Below are 20,930 nucleotides of genomic sequence, written 5' to 3' on the forward strand. Positions count from 1 at the left end.
AAAGGAGAGCAATAATGGCTTCATCTACCACTTCCAACACGCCACCGGTGCAGCGCAACGGGCTGCAACTCGGGCGGATTTGGGACAACTTCGGCATGCTGGTGGTGTTCGCACTGCTGTTTATCGTTTGTGCCATTTTCGTGCCGAACTTTGGCTCCATCATCAATATGAAAGGGCTCGGTCTGGCGATGTCGATGTCCGGCATGGTGGCGTGCGGCATGCTGTTCTGCCTCGCCTCAGGCGACTTTGACCTTTCAGTGGCGTCGGTGATCGCCTGCGCCGGTGTGGTCACCGCAGTGGTGATCAACATGACCGAAAGCCTGTGGATTGGCGTCGCGGCCGGTTTACTGCTCGGCATGGCCACTGGCTTTATCAACGGCTTCGTCATCGCGCGGTTGAAAATCAACGCCCTGATCACCACGCTGGCCACCATGCAGATTGTGCGCGGCCTGGCTTATATCTTCTCCGACGGCAAAGCGGTGGGCATTGAAGACGAGCGCTTCTTTACCCTCGGCTACGCCAACTGGCTCGGCGTACCGGCACCCATCTGGCTCACCATCGCCACCATGGTGCTGTTCGGCTTCTTACTAAACAAAACCACCTTTGGCCGCAATACGCTGGCGATTGGCGGCAACGAGGAAGCCGCGCGCCTGGCCGGTGTGCCGGTGGTGCGTACGCGCATCATCATCTTCATCTTGTCGGGTTTAGTGTCGGCGGCGGCGGGCATCATTCTGGCGTCGCGCATGACCAGCGGCCAGCCAATGACGTCGCTCGGTTATGAGCTGATTGTGATTTCGGCTTGCGTGCTGGGCGGTGTTTCGCTGAAAGGCGGCATCGGCAAAATTTCGTACGTGGTAGCGGGCGTGCTGATTCTGGGCACGGTTGAGAATGCGATGAATTTATTGAATATCTCGCCATTCTCACAGTATGTGGTGCGCGGTTTGATACTGTTAGCGGCGGTGATTTTTGACCGCTACAAACAGAAAAGTAAAGCCGCCTGATAACCAAGGCTGAGCGCGCCGCATAGCGGGCGCGCTCGCCGCATTTCACGCGATAAGTGAGGCCACTATGTACCATCGTGAACCCCCGAGTGAGCAGCAGAATCCCTTATTGCCGGGCTATGCGTTCAATGCCTGGCTGGTGGCAGGATTGACGCCGATTAACGCCAATGACGCGCTCGATTTCTTTATCGATCGTCCGCACGGCATGAAAGGCTACATCCTCAATCTGACCATTAAAGGTCAGGGCCGCGTGTTTGATGGTGAATCCGCCTTCGACTGCGAGCCGGGCGATCTGCTGCTGTTTCAACCGAAAACCCCGCACTATTACGGACGCGCACCCGATAGCCCGTGCTGGTTCCATCGCTGGGTCTATTTCCGTCCGCGCGCCTACTGGACCGATTGGCTGCAGTGGCAGGATGAAAGCCAGGGCGTGGGGCGTTTGCGTCTGTCAGAAGCGCAGCGTGCCGAGTTTGACCGCCTGTTCGCCAGCATCGAGCAAACCCACAACTCCGGACGTCGCTTCGCTGAAGAGCTGGCGATGAACCTGCTGGAGCGCCTGCTGCTGCGCGCGGTGGAAGAGGATCCGCGCAGCCATCAACAGATTCGCGATCCACGCGTGATTGAAGCTTGCCAGTACGTCACCAATCATCTGGCGGGCGAAGTGAAGATTGAAGAAGTGGCGCGCCATGTTTGCCTGTCGCCGTCACGGCTGGCGCATCTGTTCCGCGAGCAAATGGGTATTAATCTGCTGCGCTGGCGCGAAGATCAGCGGGTTATCCGCGCCAAACTGCTGCTGCAAACCACCCAGGAACCGATCGCTTCTGTCGGCCGCGAAGTGGGCTACGACGACCAGCTCTATTTCTCGCGCGTGTTCCGCAAACGCGTTGGCGTCAGCCCCAGCGACTTCCGCCGCCGCAGCCAGGATGCGCAGGATGCTTTGGTGGCTCACGAGAGCTGGCAATCCGCACGGAGTGCTATTTCCTGAGTTTTCAGGTGATTCCGCCTTGTTCTTATAGACCGATTCGTCTTAAATCAGTCTGGTAACGAACAAGAGGAATGAGAATGAGCGATAAATTACGTGTCGGCCTAATCGGCTACGGTTTTGCCAGCAAAACCTTTCATGCACCCTTGATCGCCGGTACGCCGGATGTTGAGCTGGCGGCGATCTCGAGCAGCGATGCCAGCAAAGTGCATGCTGACTGGCCGTCAGTGCAGGTGGTTTCCGATCCACAGGCGCTGCTGGACGACCCGACACTGCAACTGATTGTTATTCCGACCCCGAATGACACCCATTTTCCCTTAGCTAAAGCCGCACTTAACGCCGGTAAACACGTGGTGGTCGATAAGCCATTTACCGTGACGTTGTCACAGGCGCGTGAACTGGATGCGCTGGCGAAAGCCAAAGGTTTGCTGCTGTCGGTGTTCCATAACCGCCGCTGGGACAGCGATTTCCTGACGCTGAAATCCTTGCTGAACGACGGCACCTTGGGCGAAGTGCGTTACTTTGAATCTCACTTTGACCGTTTCCGCCCTGAAGTGCGTCAACGCTGGCGTGAAATGAAAGGCGCGGGCAGCGGCATTTGGTTTGATCTCGGACCGCACGTGCTGGACCAGGCGCTGCAGCTGTTTGGCACGCCGGTCGCCATCAATGTCGATATGGCGGAACTGCGTCCGGGCGCTCAAACCACCGATTACTTCCATGCCGTGTTGACCTATCCAACGCGCCGCGTGGTGCTGCACGCCAGCATGCTGGTGGCGGCGGAATCAGCACGTTTTGTGGTGCACGGCACGCGCGGCAGCTACGTGAAATACGGCCTCGATCCACAGGAAGATCGTCTGAAAGCGGGTGAACGTCCGCCGCAGGAAGATTGGGGCTACGACATGCGCAACGGTACGCTGACGCTGGCGGAAGGCGATGTGATGGTGGAGAAAGAGCTTCTGACTTTGCCAGGCAACTATCCGGCGTACTACGCAGGCATTCGTGATGCGATTGCGGGCACAGGTGCAAATCCGGTGCAGGCAGAAGAGGCGATTCAGGTGATGGAGTTGATCGAGCTGGGCTTGCAGTCCGCCGAGAAGCGCCAGACTCTGTCGTTGCGTTAATTCTGTAAAGCGGTCACCATGAATGGCGACCCTACAATGTAAGGTGCGCGTTATGCGCACCTTTTTTTTATCCCGCCACGCGTGCGCGCAGCGCGGCTTTCTCTGCATCACTCAGGAACGCGATGGTCACGCCATTATCCTGTGCCTGACGCATCTCTTCCGCCGTCAATCCTGCTTGCGGTGCCGCCACTTCATACTCATGTGCCAACTCAACGCCCTGAACCGCCGGATCGTCAGTGTTAATGGTGGCGAGAATGCCGTGCTGCAGGAAGGTTTTCAGCGGATGGCTGCTCAGCGACGAAACCGTGCTGGTTTGAATATTCGAGGTCAGGCAAGACTCAATACCAATGCGCTGCTCGGCAAGGAAATCCATCAGTGCGCGGTCTTCAATCGCCTTCACGCCGTGACCAATACGCTCTGCGCCCAGCTCGCGAATCGCTTGCCAGATGCTTTCCGGGCCCGCGGCTTCACCGGCGTGCACGGTAATGCGGAAACCGGCATCACGCGCGCGGTTGAAGTGGCTGAGGAATTCGCTGCCTGGGAAGCCTAACTCGTCACCGGCCAAATCGACGGCAGTAATGCCATCGCGATGCGCCAGCAAACCTTCCAGCTCGCGCAGGCAAGCTTCTTCACCAAAGGTACGGCTCATAATGCCGGTCAGGCGCACATCGACGCCGTATTGCTGAATACCGGCGCGCACGCCATCAATCACCGCTTCAACCACGCCGGCAATCGGCAGCTTGTGGGTCATCGCCATATAGCCCGGTGAGAAGCGCAGTTCCGTATAGTGAATGCCGGCGCGCGCCGCATCTTCGACGTTTTCCAGCGCGATACGACGGCAGGCATCAAGATCGCCCAGCACTTTCACGCCCCAGTCGAGTTTCTGCAGGAAGCTCACCAGATCCGGTTCATTCGCGGTGACCTGCACATGCGGACGCAATGCATCAAGCGTATCAGCGGGCAGCGCAAGATTATGCTGGCGACCTAAATCGAGAATGGTTTGTGCGCGGATATTGCCATCAAGGTGGCGGTGAATGTCGGTGAGGGGGAGTTTTAGATCAATCATGGCGCACTCGCTTAAGTTTCATAAAGTGCAGAGGATTATAAAAACATCTTGCGCAACAGCGCCAGCGATTTGCGCAAACAGGAAAACGGATGCTGAATTAATCAGCATCCGTCGCATTTCAGAACGATTTTAACGCGGCGATCAGACGATCAAGCCCATCATCCAGCTTGCTGCGCGGGCAACCGGCGTTGAGACGCAGATAACCGCGACTGGCTGCACCGTAAGTCGAACCGGGCATGATTGCCACTTTGTGTTGATGAATCAGACGCTGTTGCAGCGCCTGTTCGTCAATGCCAAGCGGATTGAGATCGATCCACGCCAGATAAGTGGCGGCGGGCGGTTGCCAGTTAAGCTGCGGAAACGCCGTGTTCATCCGTTCTGCAATGTGCTGCATATTGCCACGTAAGTGGGTACGCAGCGCATCCAGCCACGGCGCGCCATCGCGATACGCGGCGATGGTGGCGGCAAGCGCCATTACTGCCGGCGAGGATAAACCATCCTGCTGCTTCAGCGCGTGGAACCACGCCTGACGATCGCGCTCGTCCGGAATGATGCCCCATGCGCCAGTCAGCGCCGGAATGTTAAAGCTCTTGGAAGCCGAGGTGAACAACGCCCAATCGGACTGCGCAACCTGGCTCCACGGCGTATGCCGCGCATCACTCAGCACCATATCCATATGGATTTCATCGCTGATCACCTTCACGCCATGCTTTTCGCACAGCGCTGCCATCTGGCGCAGCTCGTCTTCGCGCCACACTTTGCCGGTAGGATTGTGCGGACTGCACAGCAGCATCACCTTACAGCGCGGACGCGCCAATAAAGTTTCCAGCGCCGCCATGTCGCACAGCCATTCACTTCCGTGGCGCTGCAGCGGCAGCTCCAGCACGCGACGCTGATTGCCGTTGATGGTGTTGTAAAACGCATCGTAAGCAGGCGTGTGGATCAGCACTTCATCGTCCGGCTGCGTCCAGTGGCGCAACAGCTGCGCCACCATATAAATCACCGAGGGGCCATAAACCAGCGATTCTGCCGCAACTTCTGTCGCGAAACGGCTGCGCATCCAATGTTGAATGGCAGAAAGAAAATCGTCATGCTGCCAGCGGCTGTAACCAAACACCCCGTGCGTGAGGCGCTGTTGCAGCGCCTCGATGATGCAAGGCGCGGAGGCGAAATCCATGTCGGAGATGGTGAAGGGCAGCAAGTCCGCCACGCCGAAACGATCGGCCACGAAATCCCACTGCGTACACCAGCTGCCGTGGCGATCCACCACCTGATTGAAATCAAAATCCGGCATCATTACACCGTCGCGCTCATCAGGTGTGCCATCTCATCTTTGACGGATTGCACCTGCGGGCCCATCACCACTTGCAGATTGGTGGCATTAACATGCACCACGCCAATCGCGCCGTTGGCTTTCAGTGTTGCATCATCCACCTTGCTCATGTCGACCACGGTAATGCGCAGACGCGTCAGGCAGTTATCCAGTGAAGCGATGTTTTCCACGCCGCCCAGCGCCGACAGAATTGCTGGCGTGTTGAAGCCCGATTTACCGACAGCTGCGCGATTAACCTGCTGCTCCACGCTGTTGGTTTCCACTTCGCGACCTGGCGTTTTGATATTGAAGTGGCTGATGGCAAAACGGAAGATGACGTAATAAGACACGAACCACACCGCAGCAATCACCGGCACCCAATACCACTTGGTGGAGAGGCCGTGCAGCACGCCGAAGACGAAGAAGTCGATCACGTTGCCGTCGGTGTTACCGATAGTCACGCCCAGCATCGCCATCACGGTGAAGCCTAAACCGGTCAACAGTGCGTGGATCAGATACAGCACCGGCGCGACGAACAGGAACAGGAATTCCAGCGGTTCTGTGGTGCCGCCCACGACGCAAGCCACCACGCCGGAAATCAGCAGACCCTTAATTTTATGACGGTTTTCCGGACGGGCGCAGTGATACATCGCCAATGCTGCACCCGGCAAACCGCCGAGGAAGGCCGGCATTTTACCCTGCGACAGGAAGCGCGTGGCGCTCTCGGCAAAGCCGTGCGTATCCGCACACGCTAATTGCGCCTGGAAGATGGTTAACGCACCGCTGACACTTTTACCGCACACATCCATGGTGCCGCCAGCGTCAGTAAAGCGGATGATCGCCACCAGAATGTGCTGCAAACCAAACGGCAGCAGCAGACGTTCGCCGGTACCAAAAATCATTGGACCAAATTCACCGGCGCTGTTAATCACCCAGCCGAGGCCGGTAATCGCACGGGCGAAGAATGGCCAGATATGCGGAACTACTAAGCCCAGCACGCCCATCGCCATCGCGGTGACGATCGGTACAAAGCGCGTACCGCCAAAGAATGCCAGCGCATCCGGCAGGCGAATGTTGTGGAAACGCTCATGCAACCAGAACACCACGATACCCACGATAACCGCGCCGAGAATACCGGTGTCGATGGATTGAATGCCGAGAATATTTTGTACGTTATTGGCTTTCAGCACCGCCGCATCGGTGGTTGGCAGAATGCCGTTGATGTTGAGCCAGAAGTTGATGCTTAGGTTCAGCACCGCATAGCCAACAAAACCGGCAAACGCTGCCACGCCTTTGTTCTCGCGCGCCATACCGAGCGGAATGGCAATGGCAAACATCACCGGCAGATAGCTAAAGGCAAAGGAACCGATTTTCGCCAGCCAGATAAACATATATTGCAGGAAAGGCTGATCGAGCGCGGGGATGAGCGTGAGCACATCGCGGCTGCTGAGCGAACTGCCGATGCCGAGCAGGATACCGCAGAACGAGAGCAGTGCGACGGGCAACATAAATGTTTTGCCCAGACTTTGGAAAAACTCCCAAAGTGACATTTTGGGACGACTGGCGGACATAGACTCTCCTGGCAATAAAAGTTAAAGGCTTCAATGTGGTCAAGGATGATAAAACGTTTTACCACTTATTTTTGTGGCTATAATCACAAAGAGTGACTAATTGCAGACTTTATTTTTGGTGCAATCAGTGTAACGTTTTACCTCTTTGAATTTGGACGTTGGTAACGGAACGCTATGTCCCAGCAGAAAACCACTATTCATGATGTGGCGTTGGTCGCCGGGGTGTCGGTCTCTACCGTGTCGTTGGTGCTCTCCGGCAAAGGGCGCATTTCGCCCGCTACGGCCACACGTGTCAATCAGGCGATTGAGCAGCTTGGCTACGTGCGTAATCGTTCGGCCTCAATCTTGCGCGGCGGCGAAAGCGGCGTGATTGGCTTGATCGTGCGCGATCTCAGCCAGCCATTTTATGCCGCGATGACGGCCGGACTCAGCGAAGTGCTGGAGCAGCAGGGCAAAGTGCTGGTGCTGACACAAAGCGGTCAGCACGGCCAACATCTTAAACGCTGTTTTGACACGCTGGTGGCGCAGGGCGCGGAAGGGATTGTGCTCGGCGGTGCGGTGGCGCAGGCGGAAACGCTGGTGCCGCAGGCGCAGGAACAGAACATCGCCTTAGTCTGCGCCTCGCGCGCCAGCAGCCTGGATAACGTTGACTCATTGCGTCCCGATAATAGTCAGGCGGCGCGCATGGCGACGGAGTATCTGATTCGTCAGGGCCATCAGCGTATCGCCTGGATGGGCGGTTTGGGATCGTCTCTGACGCGCGCCGAGCGGATTGGCGGCTATTGCGCCACTTTGCTGCAATACGGTTTGCCGTTTCGATCCGACTGGATTATTGAGTGTGACGATCGCCAGCAAAGCGTGTCGGCGTTGACGCTGCAGTTGTTGCGCCAACATCCCGGCATTACCGCGATTTTGGCGCATAACGGTAGCACCGCGCTCGGCTGCTATTTTGGTGCGTTACGCTGTGGGCGAACCTTTGGTGAAGGCGCAGTCGATAGCTACTACACGCAGCAACTGGCGCTGGTAGGCTTTAATGACGATCCGCAGCGGGAGTTGCACGATCCCACCATGACCTTTGTCAGTAGCGAAGCGCGTGATGTAGGAAGAAGGGCGGCGGAAAGGATGTTGCAGCGGCTGGCGCAGCCAGAAGCGGAGATTCAAAGCTTGATTGTGCCGCCGCAGCTGATGCGCGGGGAAGTTTAAGGGCGGCCAATTGGCCGCCCCTCGATTTACTCTGGCATGCCTTCGCTGGTCGGTGCGCCCAGCATATAACGTGACAGGAACTGCTCCAGCGTCATCTTATCGCCATTCATGGTGACCTGACCGTTGCCGTATTGCAGGCTGGTGACGATGTTGTCATCCTGCTGCTGCGTCAGGCGGAACATCTGGCCCATCGCCGCTAAACCTTTCACCTGCTGATCCGCCAGCTTCTGCGCATCATCACCCTGATAACCTTCCGCCAGACCGACATGACGCATGGTTTCTGTCGCCATCGGCATATTGATCGCCAGCTTGCCGTCGAGGTTTTTCAGCACGCGATCCACTGCGGCACCCAAACTCTGCGCTTCGCCGGTCACGGTGGCCGGATCGTTAAAGCCGACGTTCAGATTAAAGGTGCTTTCACCTTTGTCATTTTTCCAGCTCAGCGGCGCGATGCTCAGCGTTGGCGAGCCTTTCAACAGCGTTGGCAGGTTATTGCGCAGGATGGTTTGCACGCTGGCCTGATAGCGAATCGGATCTTCCGCCACGCCCGGCTGATTTAGCAGATCCTGCATCTGCGCGTTGTAAGTATCCGAGAAGGCTTTCACCGCCTGCGCATCGAACTGCGCAAACTTCATCGCCAGCTTAGCTTCACCAAATGGCTGTTTCTGCAGGGTAATCTTGTCAACGTTGACATCCAGCTGCCCGCCAATCTTGCCCTCTTTATTATCGAAGGAAGAGGTGGTTTTCAGCTTCTCCAGTGACAAACCTTCCTGACCGTTGATGCTGGCATCGAGTTTATCCAGAGAGATCGACTGATCGCCAACGCGCACGCCTTCCGGGCTGAGATGGGTATCGCCGCTCAGCTTCAGGCCATTGAGCGTGAACAGCACTGGCTGTTCCACCTGATTTTTGCTGGTGACCGCGATGCTGGAGAAGTCGCCGTCGAGGCTGACTTTGTCGCCTTTGCTGTCGGCGCTGATGTTCAGCGTGCCGCCGTTGGTGGCCAGACGATCGCCGGTCTGCGGATTATTGTAATCCACCGCCAGCAGGTTGAGATCGGTATTGGTCGCACCGCTGTAACCGACGCGGGTATCAGCATTAACCAGCGATTTGCCGTTGGTCAGTTCAAACAGTTTCTTCACCGCATCGGTGTTTTCCAGCTCGGTGTGCACCGACGCCATGCTTGGGATCAGGCTGCCGCGCTTCAACTGGGCGAACGGGAAAGGACCGTGATCGATAGTCTCGTTCAGCACGATGCTTTGACCAGGCTTCAACAGCGGATTGTCATTGGTTTGCGAGCTAGCCTGCACCACCAACTTGGTTTTGCTGCTGAACACGCCGCGCTGATAATCCTGATAGCTCAGCGTCAGTCGGCTGTTCGGCGCGTAAGCATTCAGCTGCGCATTGGCATTCTGCAACATCTGATCCATGTGGCTTTCCAGTTGTTTACCGGTAAACCATGCAGCACCAGTCCAAATCACGCCGAGCGCCACAATTACACCTACGGCAACCTGGGTCTTTTTCATCGCTGTGTCGTCCTTATCCTTGCGTCCGCACGCCGCTGGTCGGTGCGCGACGGGTGAAGAAAAACGCCCGCAGGCGTTTTAAATTAATAGTTTGAAAGAATAGCAGTTAATGCTGGCAGCGTCAGCCGGAACTCAGTTGAGCGTATTAAATACGCGCGCCAGACGACCGGTGCCCGCCACGTTGACTGGCGACTCATTGGCGGCGACAAAGCAGGATTCGCCTGGCTTCAGCACCAGCTGTTGACCGGACTTCTCAATCACCGCCTGGCCTTCAATGCAGAACAGCAGGGCCGCGCTGTTTTGTGCCAGCGATTGCGGCGCAGCGGAAAGCCCATGAATGGCAAAGGCAAAGTCTTCTACCGGAATCGGGAAGTTCAGGGTTTCGCCGTCGCGCTGCGGCTGAGTCAGCAGCGTCGCGGCCGGTTTTGCCTGGAATTTCAGGTTAGCCAGCAGTTCCGGGATATCGATAAACTTCGGCGTCAGACCGGCGCGCAGCACATTATCGGAGTTCGCCATCACTTCCAGCGCCACGCCTTTCAGATACGCGTGCGGCGTTTCGGCAAACAGGAACATCGCTTCGCCCGGCTGCAGGGTGATGACATTGAGCAGCAGCGGCGAAAACAGCCCGCTGTCATCCGGATAATCGGTGGCGATGGATTTGATCGTCTGCCACGGTTCGCCTTCACGCGCATTGAGCGCCGATTTTAGTACGCCGATGGCGCGCGATTTGGCCTCGTCCTGCAGCGAAAGTAGCGTGGCGAACAGTTTTGCCAGATTGGCTTCATCAGCATTCTCGAGGAAGTGAGCTATTTGCGGATGCGCACCGGCCACCGGTTCCAGCAGCGAATTAATTTCATGCAGCTCGCGGAAACCGTTCATCGCCTGGAATGGCGTCAGCGCATACACCAGCTCGGGCTTGTGATTGGCGTCTTTATAGTTACGTTCAGCGGCGCTGAGTGGAATGCCAGCAGCATTTTCACGCGCAAAACCCTCTTCGGCAGCGGCTTTGCTCGGATGTACCTGAATCGACAGCGGCTGATCGGCGCACAGCACTTTAAACAGGAATGGCAGCTCGCCGAAACGTTCCGCCACCGCTATACCCAGCGTGGCGATTTTGTCGGCATTAATCACTTCGCGCAGCGAACGCGCTTCACCGTTGACCTCAACGGTCGAAGGGCTTTTCGGGTGTGCGCCCATCCACAGTTCCGCCATCGGCAAACCTTGTGGATTTTCGATGCCGTAGAGTTCTGTCAGCGCAGTTTTGCTGCCCCAGGCGTAATTTTGCAGCGAATTGTTCAATTTTTGCATCGTTTACCCTTAATAACCGTAAGTAAATAGGCTTATTAAAGCAGAAAGTGCCATAGAAAATACACGAACAAGTGCAATAAAGGCGATAGGCTCGCATAATGTTAAATTCTTGTATGTGACAATCTTGCTCGCTCAACGGCGTCGCGGGAAGGCGTTTAGAGCGGAAACCTCAAAATCTGAGCTAAGGAGACGTAGTCATGGCAGCCAATCGCATTGAAAAAGACTCAATGGGACCGATCGAAGTACCGGCAGATAAGTTGTGGGGCGCACAAACCCAGCGTTCGCTGGAACATTTCAAAATATCAACCGAGAAAATGCCAGTGGCATTGGTGCATGCGCTGGCGCTGACCAAACGTGCGGCGGCGCAGGTGAACCAGGATCTCGGCTTGCTTCCTGCCGATCGCGCTCAGGCGATTCTTAAAGCCGCCGACGAAGTGCTGGCAGATAAACACAGCGACGAGTTCCCGCTGGCGATCTGGCAGACTGGCTCCGGCACCCAGACCAACATGAACATGAATGAAGTGCTGGCCAACCGCGCCAGTGAAATTCTTGGCGGCGAGCGTGGCATGTCGCGTCTGGTGCACCCCAATGACGACGTGAATAAAAGCCAAAGCTCCAACGATGTGTTCCCCACCGCCATGCACGTGGCCGCGGTCATCGCCGTGCGGGAGCAGCTGATTCCGCAGATTCACGTGTTGAAAAAGACGCTGAGTGAGAAGTCCGACGCTTTCAAAGATATCGTCAAGATTGGTCGTACCCACTTGCAGGATGCGACCCCGCTGACGCTCGGCCAGGAGATCTCCGGCTGGGTGGCGATGCTCGAGCACAATCTTAAGCACATCGAAAACAGTATTCCGCACGTGGCGGAGCTGGCGCTGGGCGGCACGGCGGTTGGTACCGGCCTGAATACCCATCCGGAATACGCGGTACGCGTGGCGAAAGCGCTGGCCGATTTGACCAAACAGCCGTTTGTTACCGCGCCGAATAAGTTTGAAGCGCTGGCGACCTGCGATGCGCTGGTCCACGCGCACGGTGCGCTGAAAGGTCTGGCGGCTTCGTTGATGAAAATTGCCAACGATGTACGCTGGCTGGCTTCTGGACCGCGTTGCGGCATCGGCGAACTGGCAATCCCGGAAAACGAACCTGGCAGCTCAATTATGCCGGGCAAAGTGAACCCGACGCAGTGCGAAGCGCTGACCATGCTGTGTTGCCAGGTGATGGGCAACGACGTGGCGGTGAACATTGGCGGCGCGTCCGGCAACTTTGAGCTCAACGTATTCCGTCCGATGGTGATCCACAACTTCCTGCAATCGGTGCGTCTGCTGGCCGACGGTATGGACAGCTTCAATCACCACTGCGCGATTGGCATTGAACCGGTGCGCGAGCGCATTGATCAGTTGCTGAACGAATCGCTGATGCTGGTCACCGCGCTGAATACCCACATCGGTTACGACAAAGCGGCGGAAATCGCCAAGAAAGCCCATAAAGAGGGCTTGACGCTGAAAGGCTCGGCGCTGAAGCTTGGGTATCTGACCGAAGAGCAGTTCGATGAGTGGGTACGTCCGGAAGAGATGGTTGGCAGCATGAAGCAATAGTTGCTGAACAAGCTAAGGCCGTTCATTTGAACGGCCTTTTTCGTTTACAGCTGACCGCTATACAACACCGGACCGGTTGGCTGCCCAGTTGGCGAGCCGCCGCGCGGTTCAAGGCTGATAGCGATCACGCCTGAGGGGGAAATCGTGCTATTCAACGCAACATCGGTTGCCTTCTGGTTATCCAGTAAACCCAGCGAAATCGGCGCTTTGCCCGGCGGAATCAGCCACAGCTGCAAACTGTTGTTATCGGCGATGGCCACCGGATGTAACGGCGTTAGGCTCAACTGCGCCAGCTTGCTGTCCGCGCTGACCACCCATTGCTGTTGATGCTGAGCATCGTTCAGTACCGTCAACGGCGTTAACGTCGGCTGCTGCAGGAACAGTGAGGCGAGCAGGGCGATCGCCGCGATACTGGCGGCCGCCAGCCAGCCGGCATAATGACGTTTGGCTTGAATCGCGCGTTGCTCGGGCAAGCTCAACGTAATCTTCTTCCACACCTTTTCCGGCGGCGTGACCGGCGCAAGCTGATTATCAAGGCCCGCCAGCATGGTTTGCCAGCGTGCGACGTTAGCCGCAAGCTCGGGCTCGTTGCGCAGCCGGCGCTCAAAGCGCAAACGCGCCAGCTCGCTTAAAGTGCCCAGCGCATACTCGGCCGCTAAGGCATCATCACGTTGTACGTTATCGTTCATAGGCCCACACACTCCCGCAGATGCTCCAGCGCGCGGCGAATCCAGCTTTTTACCGAGCCAACCGGCTGTTGCAGCCAGGCGGCAATATCACTGTGGGACATCCCCTGATAATAGGCGAGCGTGATGCTTTGCTGCTGTTCGCTGCTCAGGTGGCCAATGCAGTGTCGCAGGCGATCGGCTTGCGCCGGATCGTGCCAGGTATTCTGTTCGTCTTCCGCTGTTATTTGCAGCAGATCGTCAAACTCTTCTGTATTTAGCATCATGCGCGCTTGTCCGCTGCGTAGCACGTCAATGCAGCGATTGCGCACAATGTGCGTCATCCATGTCATCGGCGCGCTAAGGGCGGGATCGTAGGCGTTGGCGCGGTTCCAGATAGTGAGATAGCAATCGTGCAGCACCTCTTCCGCCCAGCCTTGCTGGCGTAGCATGCGCAGGGTGAGGGCGAAAAGATGTGGCGAAGTCAGTCGATAGAGTTGTTCAAACGCGCGGCGATCGCCCTGTGCGATCGCCGGCAATAACGTCACTAGCTGTTCTGTTAGCCTATTATCCATAATCTTCCCGGTTGGCTAAAATGCCCAATCCGAGTATAGGCAATTACTTAGGCATTAAGACGGTATCAATCACATCAATCACACCATTTTTCTGATTGACGTCATAAGTGCTGATATTCGCCACATTGCCTTGACCATCTTTCAGCTGAATATTGTGCGGGCCATTATTCATAATCCACAACGGTTGGCCGTTGACAGTTTTCAGCTCGGCATGACCGCCACCTTGCTTGATTTTCATCTCCAGCGCTTTCATGTCGTATTTGCCCGCCACCACATGATAAGTCAGGATGCTGGTCAACTTCGCTTTGTTCTCCGGTTTTACCAGGCTATCAACGGTGCCCGCTGGCAACTTGGCGAAGGCCGCATTGGTTGGCGCGAAGACGGTAAACGGACCTTTACCTTCGAGGGTTTCCACCAAGCCCGCCGCTTTAACAGCAGCAACCAGCGTGGTGTGATCTTTGGAGTTCAGCGCGTTTTCAACGATGTTCTTTTGCGGATACATCGCGGCTCCGCCTACCATTACGGAGCCATTATCCATCGCGGCGAATGCACCTGCGGTGAACAGTAAAGTGCTGGATACGACTGCAATGCCCATTAGCTTTTTCATCATAAATCCTCGTAGTAGGGAGCGAAGAAGTTGCTCACACTCTGATATACGAGGGCAGGTGATGAATTGGATGCAGTGATTTTGAAATTTATTTTTAAACCTGCCGATCGCTCCATAAATGCAGGCGCGGAATGATCAGATGCAGCGGCTCGGCCAGCGGTTTGTGGCGATAAGCCACGTTATCGGCATCGTAATTCAGCAGCTCACCCAGAATCGGTACCTGGGTGCGATCGCGGCACAGCACCAGCAGCGGAGAAGGGCAGGCAAGCTGCACCTGTTTCTTTTCGCTGGCGCGCCACACGCGGGCAATCGGCTGCACCTTAACCGGACGTTTGATTTTCAGTTTCGCACCCGCCGGTAACGCGAGGATCGCTTCCAGCTCCAGCTGCACTTTTTCCGCCCACTGCTCACGCGTCCACGGCGCCTGAGCGCGATTGGCCTTCAGGCTGCGCTCCAGCTGTTCAACCACCTCATCACGCGTAACGTTTTTGATGATATTTTTATTCGCCCAGCCGAAGCGCAAACTGTCCGGTGAGTTAAGCAGCGTCACGCTGCGATAAGCGTTAAGCGTAATTAACCCGCGCAGATGCTGATGGACAAACTCAAAGCGCGCTTCGCTCGGCAAGCCCGACTCCACGGTAATCAGCTGTTCCAGCCGCTGCTTCAGGGTATTTATCTCCGCAACCTGCTGCGTAATCTGTTCATGCACATCGCCGTCGGCTTCAATGCAAATCGCGCCCGGCAAACGCACGGCGGCTTTGGTGCTGAGCTTTTCCGATTGATGCTGCATAAACAGGCGGCAATAGTGCGCCAGCGCCATATCGCGCGCCGTTTTGCCAAGATGCTGCGTCACCGCGATGCGTTCAATTTCATCATGCTCGCGGCCTTTCTCAATCTCCGGCAGGCTAAACACGCGCGCAATCAGCAGCGGTTGCTGCTCAATCTGTTGACGCAACGCGTCTAAACCCGCTTCCAGCGCGTTGACGCAGTCGTGCAGATCGGCAACCAAATCATAACGAGCCATTAATGGCCTCCATAGTTACAACATACTTTTCAGTGTACTAACTTAGACGCTGGTCTGCCAGCGCCGCGCAAGGTTTTTGTTAAGCAGCCAACGGCGGGATTTTTCCAGCGGGATGAACGTGTTATAACAATACTTTGCCTGCTAATGGATAATTGTTGTGAAGCCTCAGCCAAAGCCACCTGCCGCCGCCATCGTTACGCTTGGATTAGTGCAAATCCTGTCATGGGGCGGATCCTTCTATCTTATGGCGGTAATGGCCAATCCCATCGTGGCGGAAACCGGCTGGTCGCAACAATGGGTGTATGGCGCGCTATCGCTCGGCATGCTGATTTCCGGTTTGCTGGCACCGTTGAGCGGGCGATTGATTTCCCACACGTATGGCCGCGCATTGCTGGCGGCGAGCGGGGCGGTGATGGCGCTCGGTCTGGTGATTATGGGATTGAGTCATAACCTGCCGCTGTTTCTGTTTGCCTGGCTGATTATCGGCATTGGTATGGCGATGGGCCTGTACGATGCGCTGTTTGCCACGCTCGGCACGCTTTACGGCGGCCAGGCGCGCGGTGCGATTACCGGCATCACGCTGATCTCCGGCTTCTGTACCACCTTGGTGTGGCCGGGCACCGCGCTGCTGATTCACTGGCTGGATTGGCGTGGCGCCTGTTTTGCTATCGCAGGATTGTTATGTGTTTCAGTATTGCCCGCCTATCTATACGCGCTGCCCGCGCCGGAAGGGAAAATCGCCGCCGCCAGAGCAAAACCAACCGCGCAGGGCGACGAACTGGCGCCAACGCTGTTTTGGCTGCTGTGCAGCATTTTCACTCTCGCATCGGTGATCATGACGGCCATTTCGGTGCAGCTGATCACCTTGCTGCAGGCCAGCGGCCACACGCTAGCGTCGGCGCTGGCCATCAGCGCGATTCTCGGCCCGTGCCAGGTGGGATCACGTATCGTGGATATCGCCTTTAAGCGCGGTCATCCAATCTGGACCACCTTTTTCTCGGTGGGATTAGTGGCGCTCGGCTTGCTGCTGCTGGCGTGTTATCCGCAATTAGCGGTGCTCAGCATGGTGCTGTACGGTGCCGGAAATGGTTTGCGCGCCATTGTGCGGGGAACTTTACCGCTGGTGATGGTCAAACCAGAGGCTTACGCGATTGTGGTAGGGCGCATGGCGCGTCCCGCCTTGATCGGTCAGGCATTGACGCCGCTGGTTGGCGGCTATGTGTTTCAGCACCTCGGAGCCAGCGCCACGCTGTGGTTGTTATGCGTTCTGGCGTTGATTAACGTGCTGTTGGTAGTGCTTTTGCAGCAGAAGTTGCCGCAGGCCAGCCGACAGTCGGAAAGGGGAGTGATAAACTAAGCAGCCTGTGCGCTTCTGCCCGATTAAATGGGGAATACGTGCCTGGATCACGGACGTTGACTTCTAAAAAGCAACAGTGTTTGTTATATTTATTGCTCATTGATTACTCACTGTCGCGGCATAAAAACAACAAGATAACCGCAACTCAGGATATTGAAATGCTTGATTACCGCTTCCCGACAGCTTTGCAGATGGTTTTGAGCGTAGCGATGGCGGAGCAACTGGGTAAACGCTCGACCAGTGCCATATTGGCGTATGGTCTTGAAGCGAACCCCAGTTTCATTCGGAAACTTATGGTTCCGCTCACGCGTGACGGCATCATCGTCTCAACGCTTGGCCGCACCGGCTCGATTCATTTGGGTCGCCCGGCCGCTGAGATCACGCTGCGCGACATTTATACTTCTGTGATTGAAGATAAAAAACTCTGGGCATCGCGCCCTGATGTGGCACCGCGTTGTCTGGTCAGTGCCAACCTGTGTTGGTATTTCAAATCGATTGCTGAAGAGGCTGAAGAAGCGTCGCTGAAAGTGCTGGAAACCCGCACCGTCGCGGACGCGCTAGCCGAACTGAAGCATAACGACACCAGCAACTGCGAGGAGCTGCCCGATCTCGAACTCGCCGACCTGTGTAAGAAAGGCCGCTAAAACCACACCCCGTAGGGTCGCCATTCATGGCGACCTTTTTATTGCCTCATGCTTCAGCCATACAATTCTGGGCACATTGGCGTACTGCATTCATTTTAAGCTTAATCGGTCACCATAAATGGCGACCCTACGGTTGTTTGACAAGGTTTCTGTAGGCTGCACATTTATAAAAAATCCGGGCACTTTGGCCCGGATTGTTCATTTCACCTAAAACCTTTACACCGTCTGCACTTCACCCTGCGGCTGCTTGCGCGTCACCAGCTTACGCAGCGTCACATAGAACACTGGTGTCAGGAACAGACCAAACAGCGTCACGCCCAGCATGCCGGAGAACACGGTAATTCCGGTAACGCCGCGCACTTCCGCGCCTGCACCTTCGCCAAGAATCAGCGGAATGGTACCGGCGATAAAGGCAATCGAGGTCATGACGATTGGACGCAAACGCAGACGACAGGCTTCCAGCGCCGCATCGACAATGCTCTTGCCCTGCATCTCCAGCTCACGCGCAAACTCAACGATAAGAATCGCGTTCTTACACGCCAGCCCCATCAGCACCACCAGCCCAACCTGCACAAACACGTTGTTATCGCCACCGGTCAGCCACACGCCGACCAGCGCAGAGAGCATGGTCACCGGCACAATCAGGATCACCGCCAGCGGCAACGTCCAGCTTTCATACAGCGCCGCCAGCACCAGGAACGCCAGTAACACCGCGACCGGGAAGACAATCAGCGCGGTATTGCCCTGCGTTGATTGCTGATAACTCAGGTCAGTCCATTCAATGTTCATGCCGTTCGGCAGCACCTGCGTCGACATCTCTTCCAGCTTCTGCATCGCCTGCGCCGAAGAGAGCACGCGTGGGTCGGCATCACCAATCAGGTCCGCTGCCGGATAGCCGTTATAGCGAATCACCGGATCCGGGCCGTAAGTGGTAGTGATATTGACCATGCTGCCAATCGGCACCATTTCGCCGCGATCGTTTCGGGTACGCAGATTACCGATATCCTGCACGCTATCGCGGAAATCGCCGTCCGCCTGCGCCATTACGCGCCAGGTACGACCAAACTTATTGAAATCGTTAACGTACGACGATCCCAGATAGGTTTGCAGCGTGCTGAACAGTTCGGTCAGCGACACGCCTTGCGCTTTGGCTTTATCACGATCCACCTGCACATCCAACTGCGGCACGTTGGCCTGGTAGGATGAAATCGGGAACATCATGCCCGGCGTTTGTAGCACCGCACCCGTCATGGTGTTGATGGCGGTTTGCAGCGCACCGTAACCGAGGCCCGCGCGATCCTGCACATACAGCGAATAACCCGAACCTTGTCCCAGACCCAAAATCGGCGGCGGCATAATTGAGAAGCCAAAGCCTTGCTGGATTTTCGAGATTTTGGCGTTGATCTCGGCATTGATCTCCGCCGCGCTGCGCTTACGCTCATTGAACGGTTTCAGGCCAAAGAAAACCGTGCCGGTATTCGGCGTGTTGGTGAACTGCAACGCATTCAGACCGGGAAAGGCGACCGAATAGGCCACGCCTTCAGTGTTCATGCCGATTTCGCTCATCTTGCGAATCACTTCATCGGTACGTGCCAGCGACGAACCTTCCGGCATCTTCACGCCGCCAATCAGATAGAGCTTATCCTGGGTCGGAATAAAGCCGCCCGGTACGGTATGGAACATAAAGCCCGCACCAGCCAGCAGCAGCACGTATACGCCGAACACCGCGCCACGACGACGCAAGGTTTTACCCACCAGCGATTCATAGCCATCCGAACTGCGCTGGAAGAAGCGGTTAAACGGACGGAACAGCCAGCCGAGCAGGCGATCGATAATGCGCGTCGGCATATCCTTCGCGGCATCATGCGGCTTCAGCAGCAGCGCCGCCAGCGCCGGTGACAGCGTCAGCGAGTTGATGGCTGAGATCACCGTTGAAATGGCAATTGTCACCGCAAACTGCTTATAGAACTGACCGGTCACGCCCGACAGGAAGGCCATCGGCACAAACACCGCACACAGCACCAGCGCGATGGCGATAATCGGTCCGGACACTTCACGCATCGCCTGATGCGCCGCCGCCGTCGGAGATAAACCTTGCTCGATATTGCGTTCGACGTTCTCCACCACCACGATGGCGTCATCCACCACGATACCGATCGCTAACACCAGCCCAAACAAACTCAAGGTATTGAGCGAGAAGCCGAGCAGGTAGAGGATGCTGAAGGTACCCACCACCGAAACTGGCACCGCCAGCAGCGGGATGATCGACGCGCGCCAGGTTTGCAGGAACAGAATCACCACCAGCACCACCAGCACAATCGCTTCGAACAGCGTTTGCACTACGGCACGGATCGAATCACGCACGAACACCGTTGGATCGTACGGCGCGGCCCACTGCACATCGTCCGGGAAGCGGGTTGCCAGTTCAGCCATTTTGTCGCGAACCGCATTCGACAGGTCGATAGCATTGGCGCCCGGCGCCTGGAAGATACCAATACCCACCGCATCTTTGTTGTTCAGCTGCGAACGCAACGCGTAGCTGCCGGAACCCATCTCGATGCGTGCCACGTCACGGAGGCGCACCAGTGTGCCGTCGTCGGCGGTTTTCAGGATGATATTGCCGAACTGCTCTTCGCTCTCCAGACGACCTTGGGTATTGATCGACAGCAGGAAATCGCTCTGTTTCTTCAGCGGCTCTGCGCCAAGCTGACCGGCAGAAACCTGCACGTTCTGCTCCTGCATTGCGCTGACCACATCGGATGCGGTCAAACCACGCGCCGCCACCTTATTGGGATCGAGCCACACGCGCATGGCGTATTCACCGGCCCCGAAGATCTGAATCTGACCCACGCCCGGCAGGCGCGCCAGTTCATCTTTCACCTTCAAGGTGGCGTAGTTACGCAGATAGAGCGAATCGTACTTGCCGTGCGGCGAGAACATGTGCACCACCAGCGTCAGCGTTGGTGACATCTTCTGCGTGGTGAGGCCGAGTTGGCGCACCTCTTCCGGCAGACGCGCTTCGGCCTGCGCCACGCGGTTCTGTACCTGAACCTGCGCCTGATCCGGATCGGTGCCTGGACGGAAGGTCACGGTGGTGACCAGCACGCCATCAGAACCGGCCACGGATTTCATGTACATCATGTTTTCTACCCCGTTGATGGCTTCTTCCAGCGGCGTCGCCACGGAATCTGCAATCACTTTGGGGTTGGCGCCGGGATATTCCGCGCGCACCTGCACGCTGGGTGGCACCACGTTGGGATATTCACTGATCGGCAGCAGCGGAATGGCGATCAGTCCGGTGGTAAAGATCAAAATCGACAGCACCGCGGCGAAGATCGGCCGGTCGATAAAAAAGCGGGAGAAATCCATAAAA

General features: G+C 56.6%; 17 protein-coding genes. 7 read left to right on the forward strand and 10 right to left on the reverse strand.

Annotated elements, in window-relative coordinates; genetic code table 11:
• The first annotated feature begins 14 nt into the window (after positions 1–14).
• From araH to VIJ98_RS08915, 3 genes are all read left to right on the forward strand, one after another.
• Positions 15–1,001: an L-arabinose ABC transporter permease AraH gene (gene araH / locus VIJ98_RS08905; protein ID WP_008110235.1), complete on the forward strand. Its 987-nt coding sequence runs from the start codon at positions 15–17 to the stop codon at positions 999–1,001.
• A gap of 67 nt (positions 1,002–1,068) precedes the next feature.
• Positions 1,069–1,986, forward strand: coding sequence for an arabinose operon transcriptional regulator AraC (araC, locus tag VIJ98_RS08910; protein ID WP_008110234.1), 918 nt, complete (start codon positions 1,069–1,071; stop codon positions 1,984–1,986).
• Positions 1,987–2,063: 77 nt separating this feature from the next.
• On the forward strand, positions 2,064–3,104 hold the full coding sequence (locus tag VIJ98_RS08915) for an oxidoreductase (RefSeq protein ID WP_061720150.1): 1,041 nt from the start codon (positions 2,064–2,066) through the stop codon (positions 3,102–3,104).
• 67 nt (positions 3,105–3,171) lie between these two features.
• Here the strand turns inward: VIJ98_RS08915 and add are convergent, their stop codons facing one another.
• The 3 genes from add to malX form a co-directional block, all read right to left on the reverse strand.
• Positions 3,172–4,170: an adenosine deaminase gene (gene add / locus VIJ98_RS08920; RefSeq protein ID WP_323273472.1), complete on the reverse strand. Its 999-nt coding sequence runs from the start codon at positions 4,168–4,170 to the stop codon at positions 3,172–3,174.
• A gap of 118 nt (positions 4,171–4,288) precedes the next feature.
• Positions 4,289–5,467: a MalY/PatB family protein gene (locus tag VIJ98_RS08925; protein ID WP_323273474.1), complete on the reverse strand. Its 1,179-nt coding sequence runs from the start codon at positions 5,465–5,467 to the stop codon at positions 4,289–4,291.
• Positions 5,467–7,053 carry a maltose/glucose-specific PTS transporter subunit IIBC gene (malX, locus tag VIJ98_RS08930; protein ID WP_008110229.1) on the reverse strand — a complete coding sequence of 529 codons (1,587 nt, stop codon included), beginning with the start codon at positions 7,051–7,053 and terminating at the stop codon, positions 5,467–5,469. Before malX ends, VIJ98_RS08925 begins: the two co-directional genes overlap by 1 nt.
• Positions 7,054–7,227: 174 nt before the next feature.
• Between malX and malI the strand changes: the two genes are divergently transcribed.
• Complete coding sequence (gene malI / locus VIJ98_RS08935; RefSeq protein WP_061720146.1) at positions 7,228–8,256, forward strand: Mal regulon transcriptional regulator MalI; 1,029 nt, start codon at positions 7,228–7,230, stop codon at positions 8,254–8,256.
• Between the two features lie 26 nt (positions 8,257–8,282).
• Here the strand turns inward: malI and VIJ98_RS08940 are convergent, their stop codons facing one another.
• Positions 8,283–9,782, reverse strand: a complete 1,500-nt coding sequence (locus tag VIJ98_RS08940; protein ID WP_154152373.1) for a YdgA family protein — start codon at positions 9,780–9,782, stop codon at positions 8,283–8,285.
• 132 nt (positions 9,783–9,914) lie between these two features.
• Complete coding sequence (manA, locus tag VIJ98_RS08945) at positions 9,915–11,090, reverse strand: mannose-6-phosphate isomerase (RefSeq protein WP_323273478.1); 1,176 nt, start codon at positions 11,088–11,090, stop codon at positions 9,915–9,917.
• A gap of 197 nt (positions 11,091–11,287) precedes the next feature.
• On the opposite strand from manA, the gene fumC reads away from it, so the two are divergent.
• On the forward strand, positions 11,288–12,685 hold the full coding sequence (gene fumC / locus VIJ98_RS08950) for a class II fumarate hydratase (protein ID WP_154152367.1): 1,398 nt from the start codon (positions 11,288–11,290) through the stop codon (positions 12,683–12,685).
• A gap of 44 nt (positions 12,686–12,729) precedes the next feature.
• On the opposite strand, the gene VIJ98_RS08955 is transcribed toward fumC, so the two are convergent.
• The 4 genes from VIJ98_RS08955 to tus form a co-directional block, all read right to left on the reverse strand.
• On the reverse strand, positions 12,730–13,374 hold the full coding sequence (locus VIJ98_RS08955) for an anti-sigma factor domain-containing protein (RefSeq protein ID WP_323273481.1): 645 nt from the start codon (positions 13,372–13,374) through the stop codon (positions 12,730–12,732).
• A complete protein-coding gene (locus tag VIJ98_RS08960) occupies positions 13,371–13,925 on the reverse strand; it encodes a sigma-70 family RNA polymerase sigma factor (RefSeq protein WP_323273482.1) in 555 nt (184 codons plus the stop codon). The genes VIJ98_RS08955 and VIJ98_RS08960 overlap by 4 nt, the downstream gene beginning before the upstream one ends.
• 43 nt (positions 13,926–13,968) lie before the next feature.
• Complete coding sequence (locus tag VIJ98_RS08965) at positions 13,969–14,532, reverse strand: fasciclin domain-containing protein (RefSeq protein WP_008110148.1); 564 nt, start codon at positions 14,530–14,532, stop codon at positions 13,969–13,971.
• Positions 14,533–14,626: 94 nt separating this feature from the next.
• Entirely contained in the window at positions 14,627–15,556 is a 930-nt protein-coding gene (gene tus, locus VIJ98_RS08970) for a DNA replication terminus site-binding protein (protein WP_323273485.1), read from the reverse strand.
• Positions 15,557–15,713: 157 nt separating this feature from the next.
• Between tus and VIJ98_RS08975 the strand changes: the two genes are divergently transcribed.
• The gene (locus tag VIJ98_RS08975; RefSeq protein WP_407330296.1) at positions 15,714–16,913 is read left to right on the forward strand and encodes an MFS transporter; all 1,200 of its coding nucleotides are present in this window, start codon (positions 15,714–15,716) and stop codon (positions 16,911–16,913) included.
• Between the two features lie 158 nt (positions 16,914–17,071).
• A complete protein-coding gene (locus tag VIJ98_RS08980) occupies positions 17,072–17,557 on the forward strand; it encodes an Rrf2 family transcriptional regulator (RefSeq protein WP_008110154.1) in 486 nt (161 codons plus the stop codon).
• A gap of 216 nt (positions 17,558–17,773) precedes the next feature.
• Here the strand turns inward: VIJ98_RS08980 and oqxB are convergent, their stop codons facing one another.
• Complete coding sequence (gene oqxB / locus VIJ98_RS08985) at positions 17,774–20,926, reverse strand: multidrug efflux RND transporter permease subunit OqxB (protein WP_061720138.1); 3,153 nt, start codon at positions 20,924–20,926, stop codon at positions 17,774–17,776.
• Positions 20,927–20,930 lie beyond the last annotated feature (4 nt).

The sequence above is a fragment of the Pantoea sp. S18 genome (assembly GCF_045689705.1).
Lineage (GTDB): Bacteria > Pseudomonadota > Gammaproteobacteria > Enterobacterales > Enterobacteriaceae > Pantoea > Pantoea symbiotica.

Bases quoted from the DNA above. Each gene is read 5' to 3' on its own strand.
- araH (WP_008110235.1), top strand. From the start codon at position 15: ATGGCTTCATCTACCACTTCCAACACGCCACCGGTGCAGCGCAACGGG.
- VIJ98_RS08980 (WP_008110154.1), top strand. From the start codon at position 17,072: ATGCTTGATTACCGCTTCCCGACAGCTTTGCAGATGGTTTTGAGCGTA.
- VIJ98_RS08940 (WP_154152373.1), bottom strand. From the start codon at position 9,782: ATGAAAAAGACCCAGGTTGCCGTAGGTGTAATTGTGGCGCTCGGCGTG.
- malI (WP_061720146.1), top strand. From the start codon at position 7,228: ATGTCCCAGCAGAAAACCACTATTCATGATGTGGCGTTGGTCGCCGGG.
- manA (WP_323273478.1), bottom strand. From the start codon at position 11,090: ATGCAAAAATTGAACAATTCGCTGCAAAATTACGCCTGGGGCAGCAAA.
- fumC (WP_154152367.1), top strand. From the start codon at position 11,288: ATGGCAGCCAATCGCATTGAAAAAGACTCAATGGGACCGATCGAAGTA.
- malX (WP_008110229.1), bottom strand. From the start codon at position 7,053: ATGTCCGCCAGTCGTCCCAAAATGTCACTTTGGGAGTTTTTCCAAAGT.
- araC (WP_008110234.1), top strand. From the start codon at position 1,069: ATGTACCATCGTGAACCCCCGAGTGAGCAGCAGAATCCCTTATTGCCG.
- tus (WP_323273485.1), bottom strand. From the start codon at position 15,556: ATGGCTCGTTATGATTTGGTTGCCGATCTGCACGACTGCGTCAACGCG.
- VIJ98_RS08925 (WP_323273474.1), bottom strand. From the start codon at position 5,467: ATGATGCCGGATTTTGATTTCAATCAGGTGGTGGATCGCCACGGCAGC.
- VIJ98_RS08915 (WP_061720150.1), top strand. From the start codon at position 2,064: ATGAGCGATAAATTACGTGTCGGCCTAATCGGCTACGGTTTTGCCAGC.
- VIJ98_RS08960 (WP_323273482.1), bottom strand. From the start codon at position 13,925: ATGGATAATAGGCTAACAGAACAGCTAGTGACGTTATTGCCGGCGATC.
- oqxB (WP_061720138.1), bottom strand. From the start codon at position 20,926: ATGGATTTCTCCCGCTTTTTTATCGACCGGCCGATCTTCGCCGCGGTG.
- VIJ98_RS08955 (WP_323273481.1), bottom strand. From the start codon at position 13,374: ATGAACGATAACGTACAACGTGATGATGCCTTAGCGGCCGAGTATGCG.
- VIJ98_RS08965 (WP_008110148.1), bottom strand. From the start codon at position 14,532: ATGAAAAAGCTAATGGGCATTGCAGTCGTATCCAGCACTTTACTGTTC.
- add (WP_323273472.1), bottom strand. From the start codon at position 4,170: ATGATTGATCTAAAACTCCCCCTCACCGACATTCACCGCCACCTTGAT.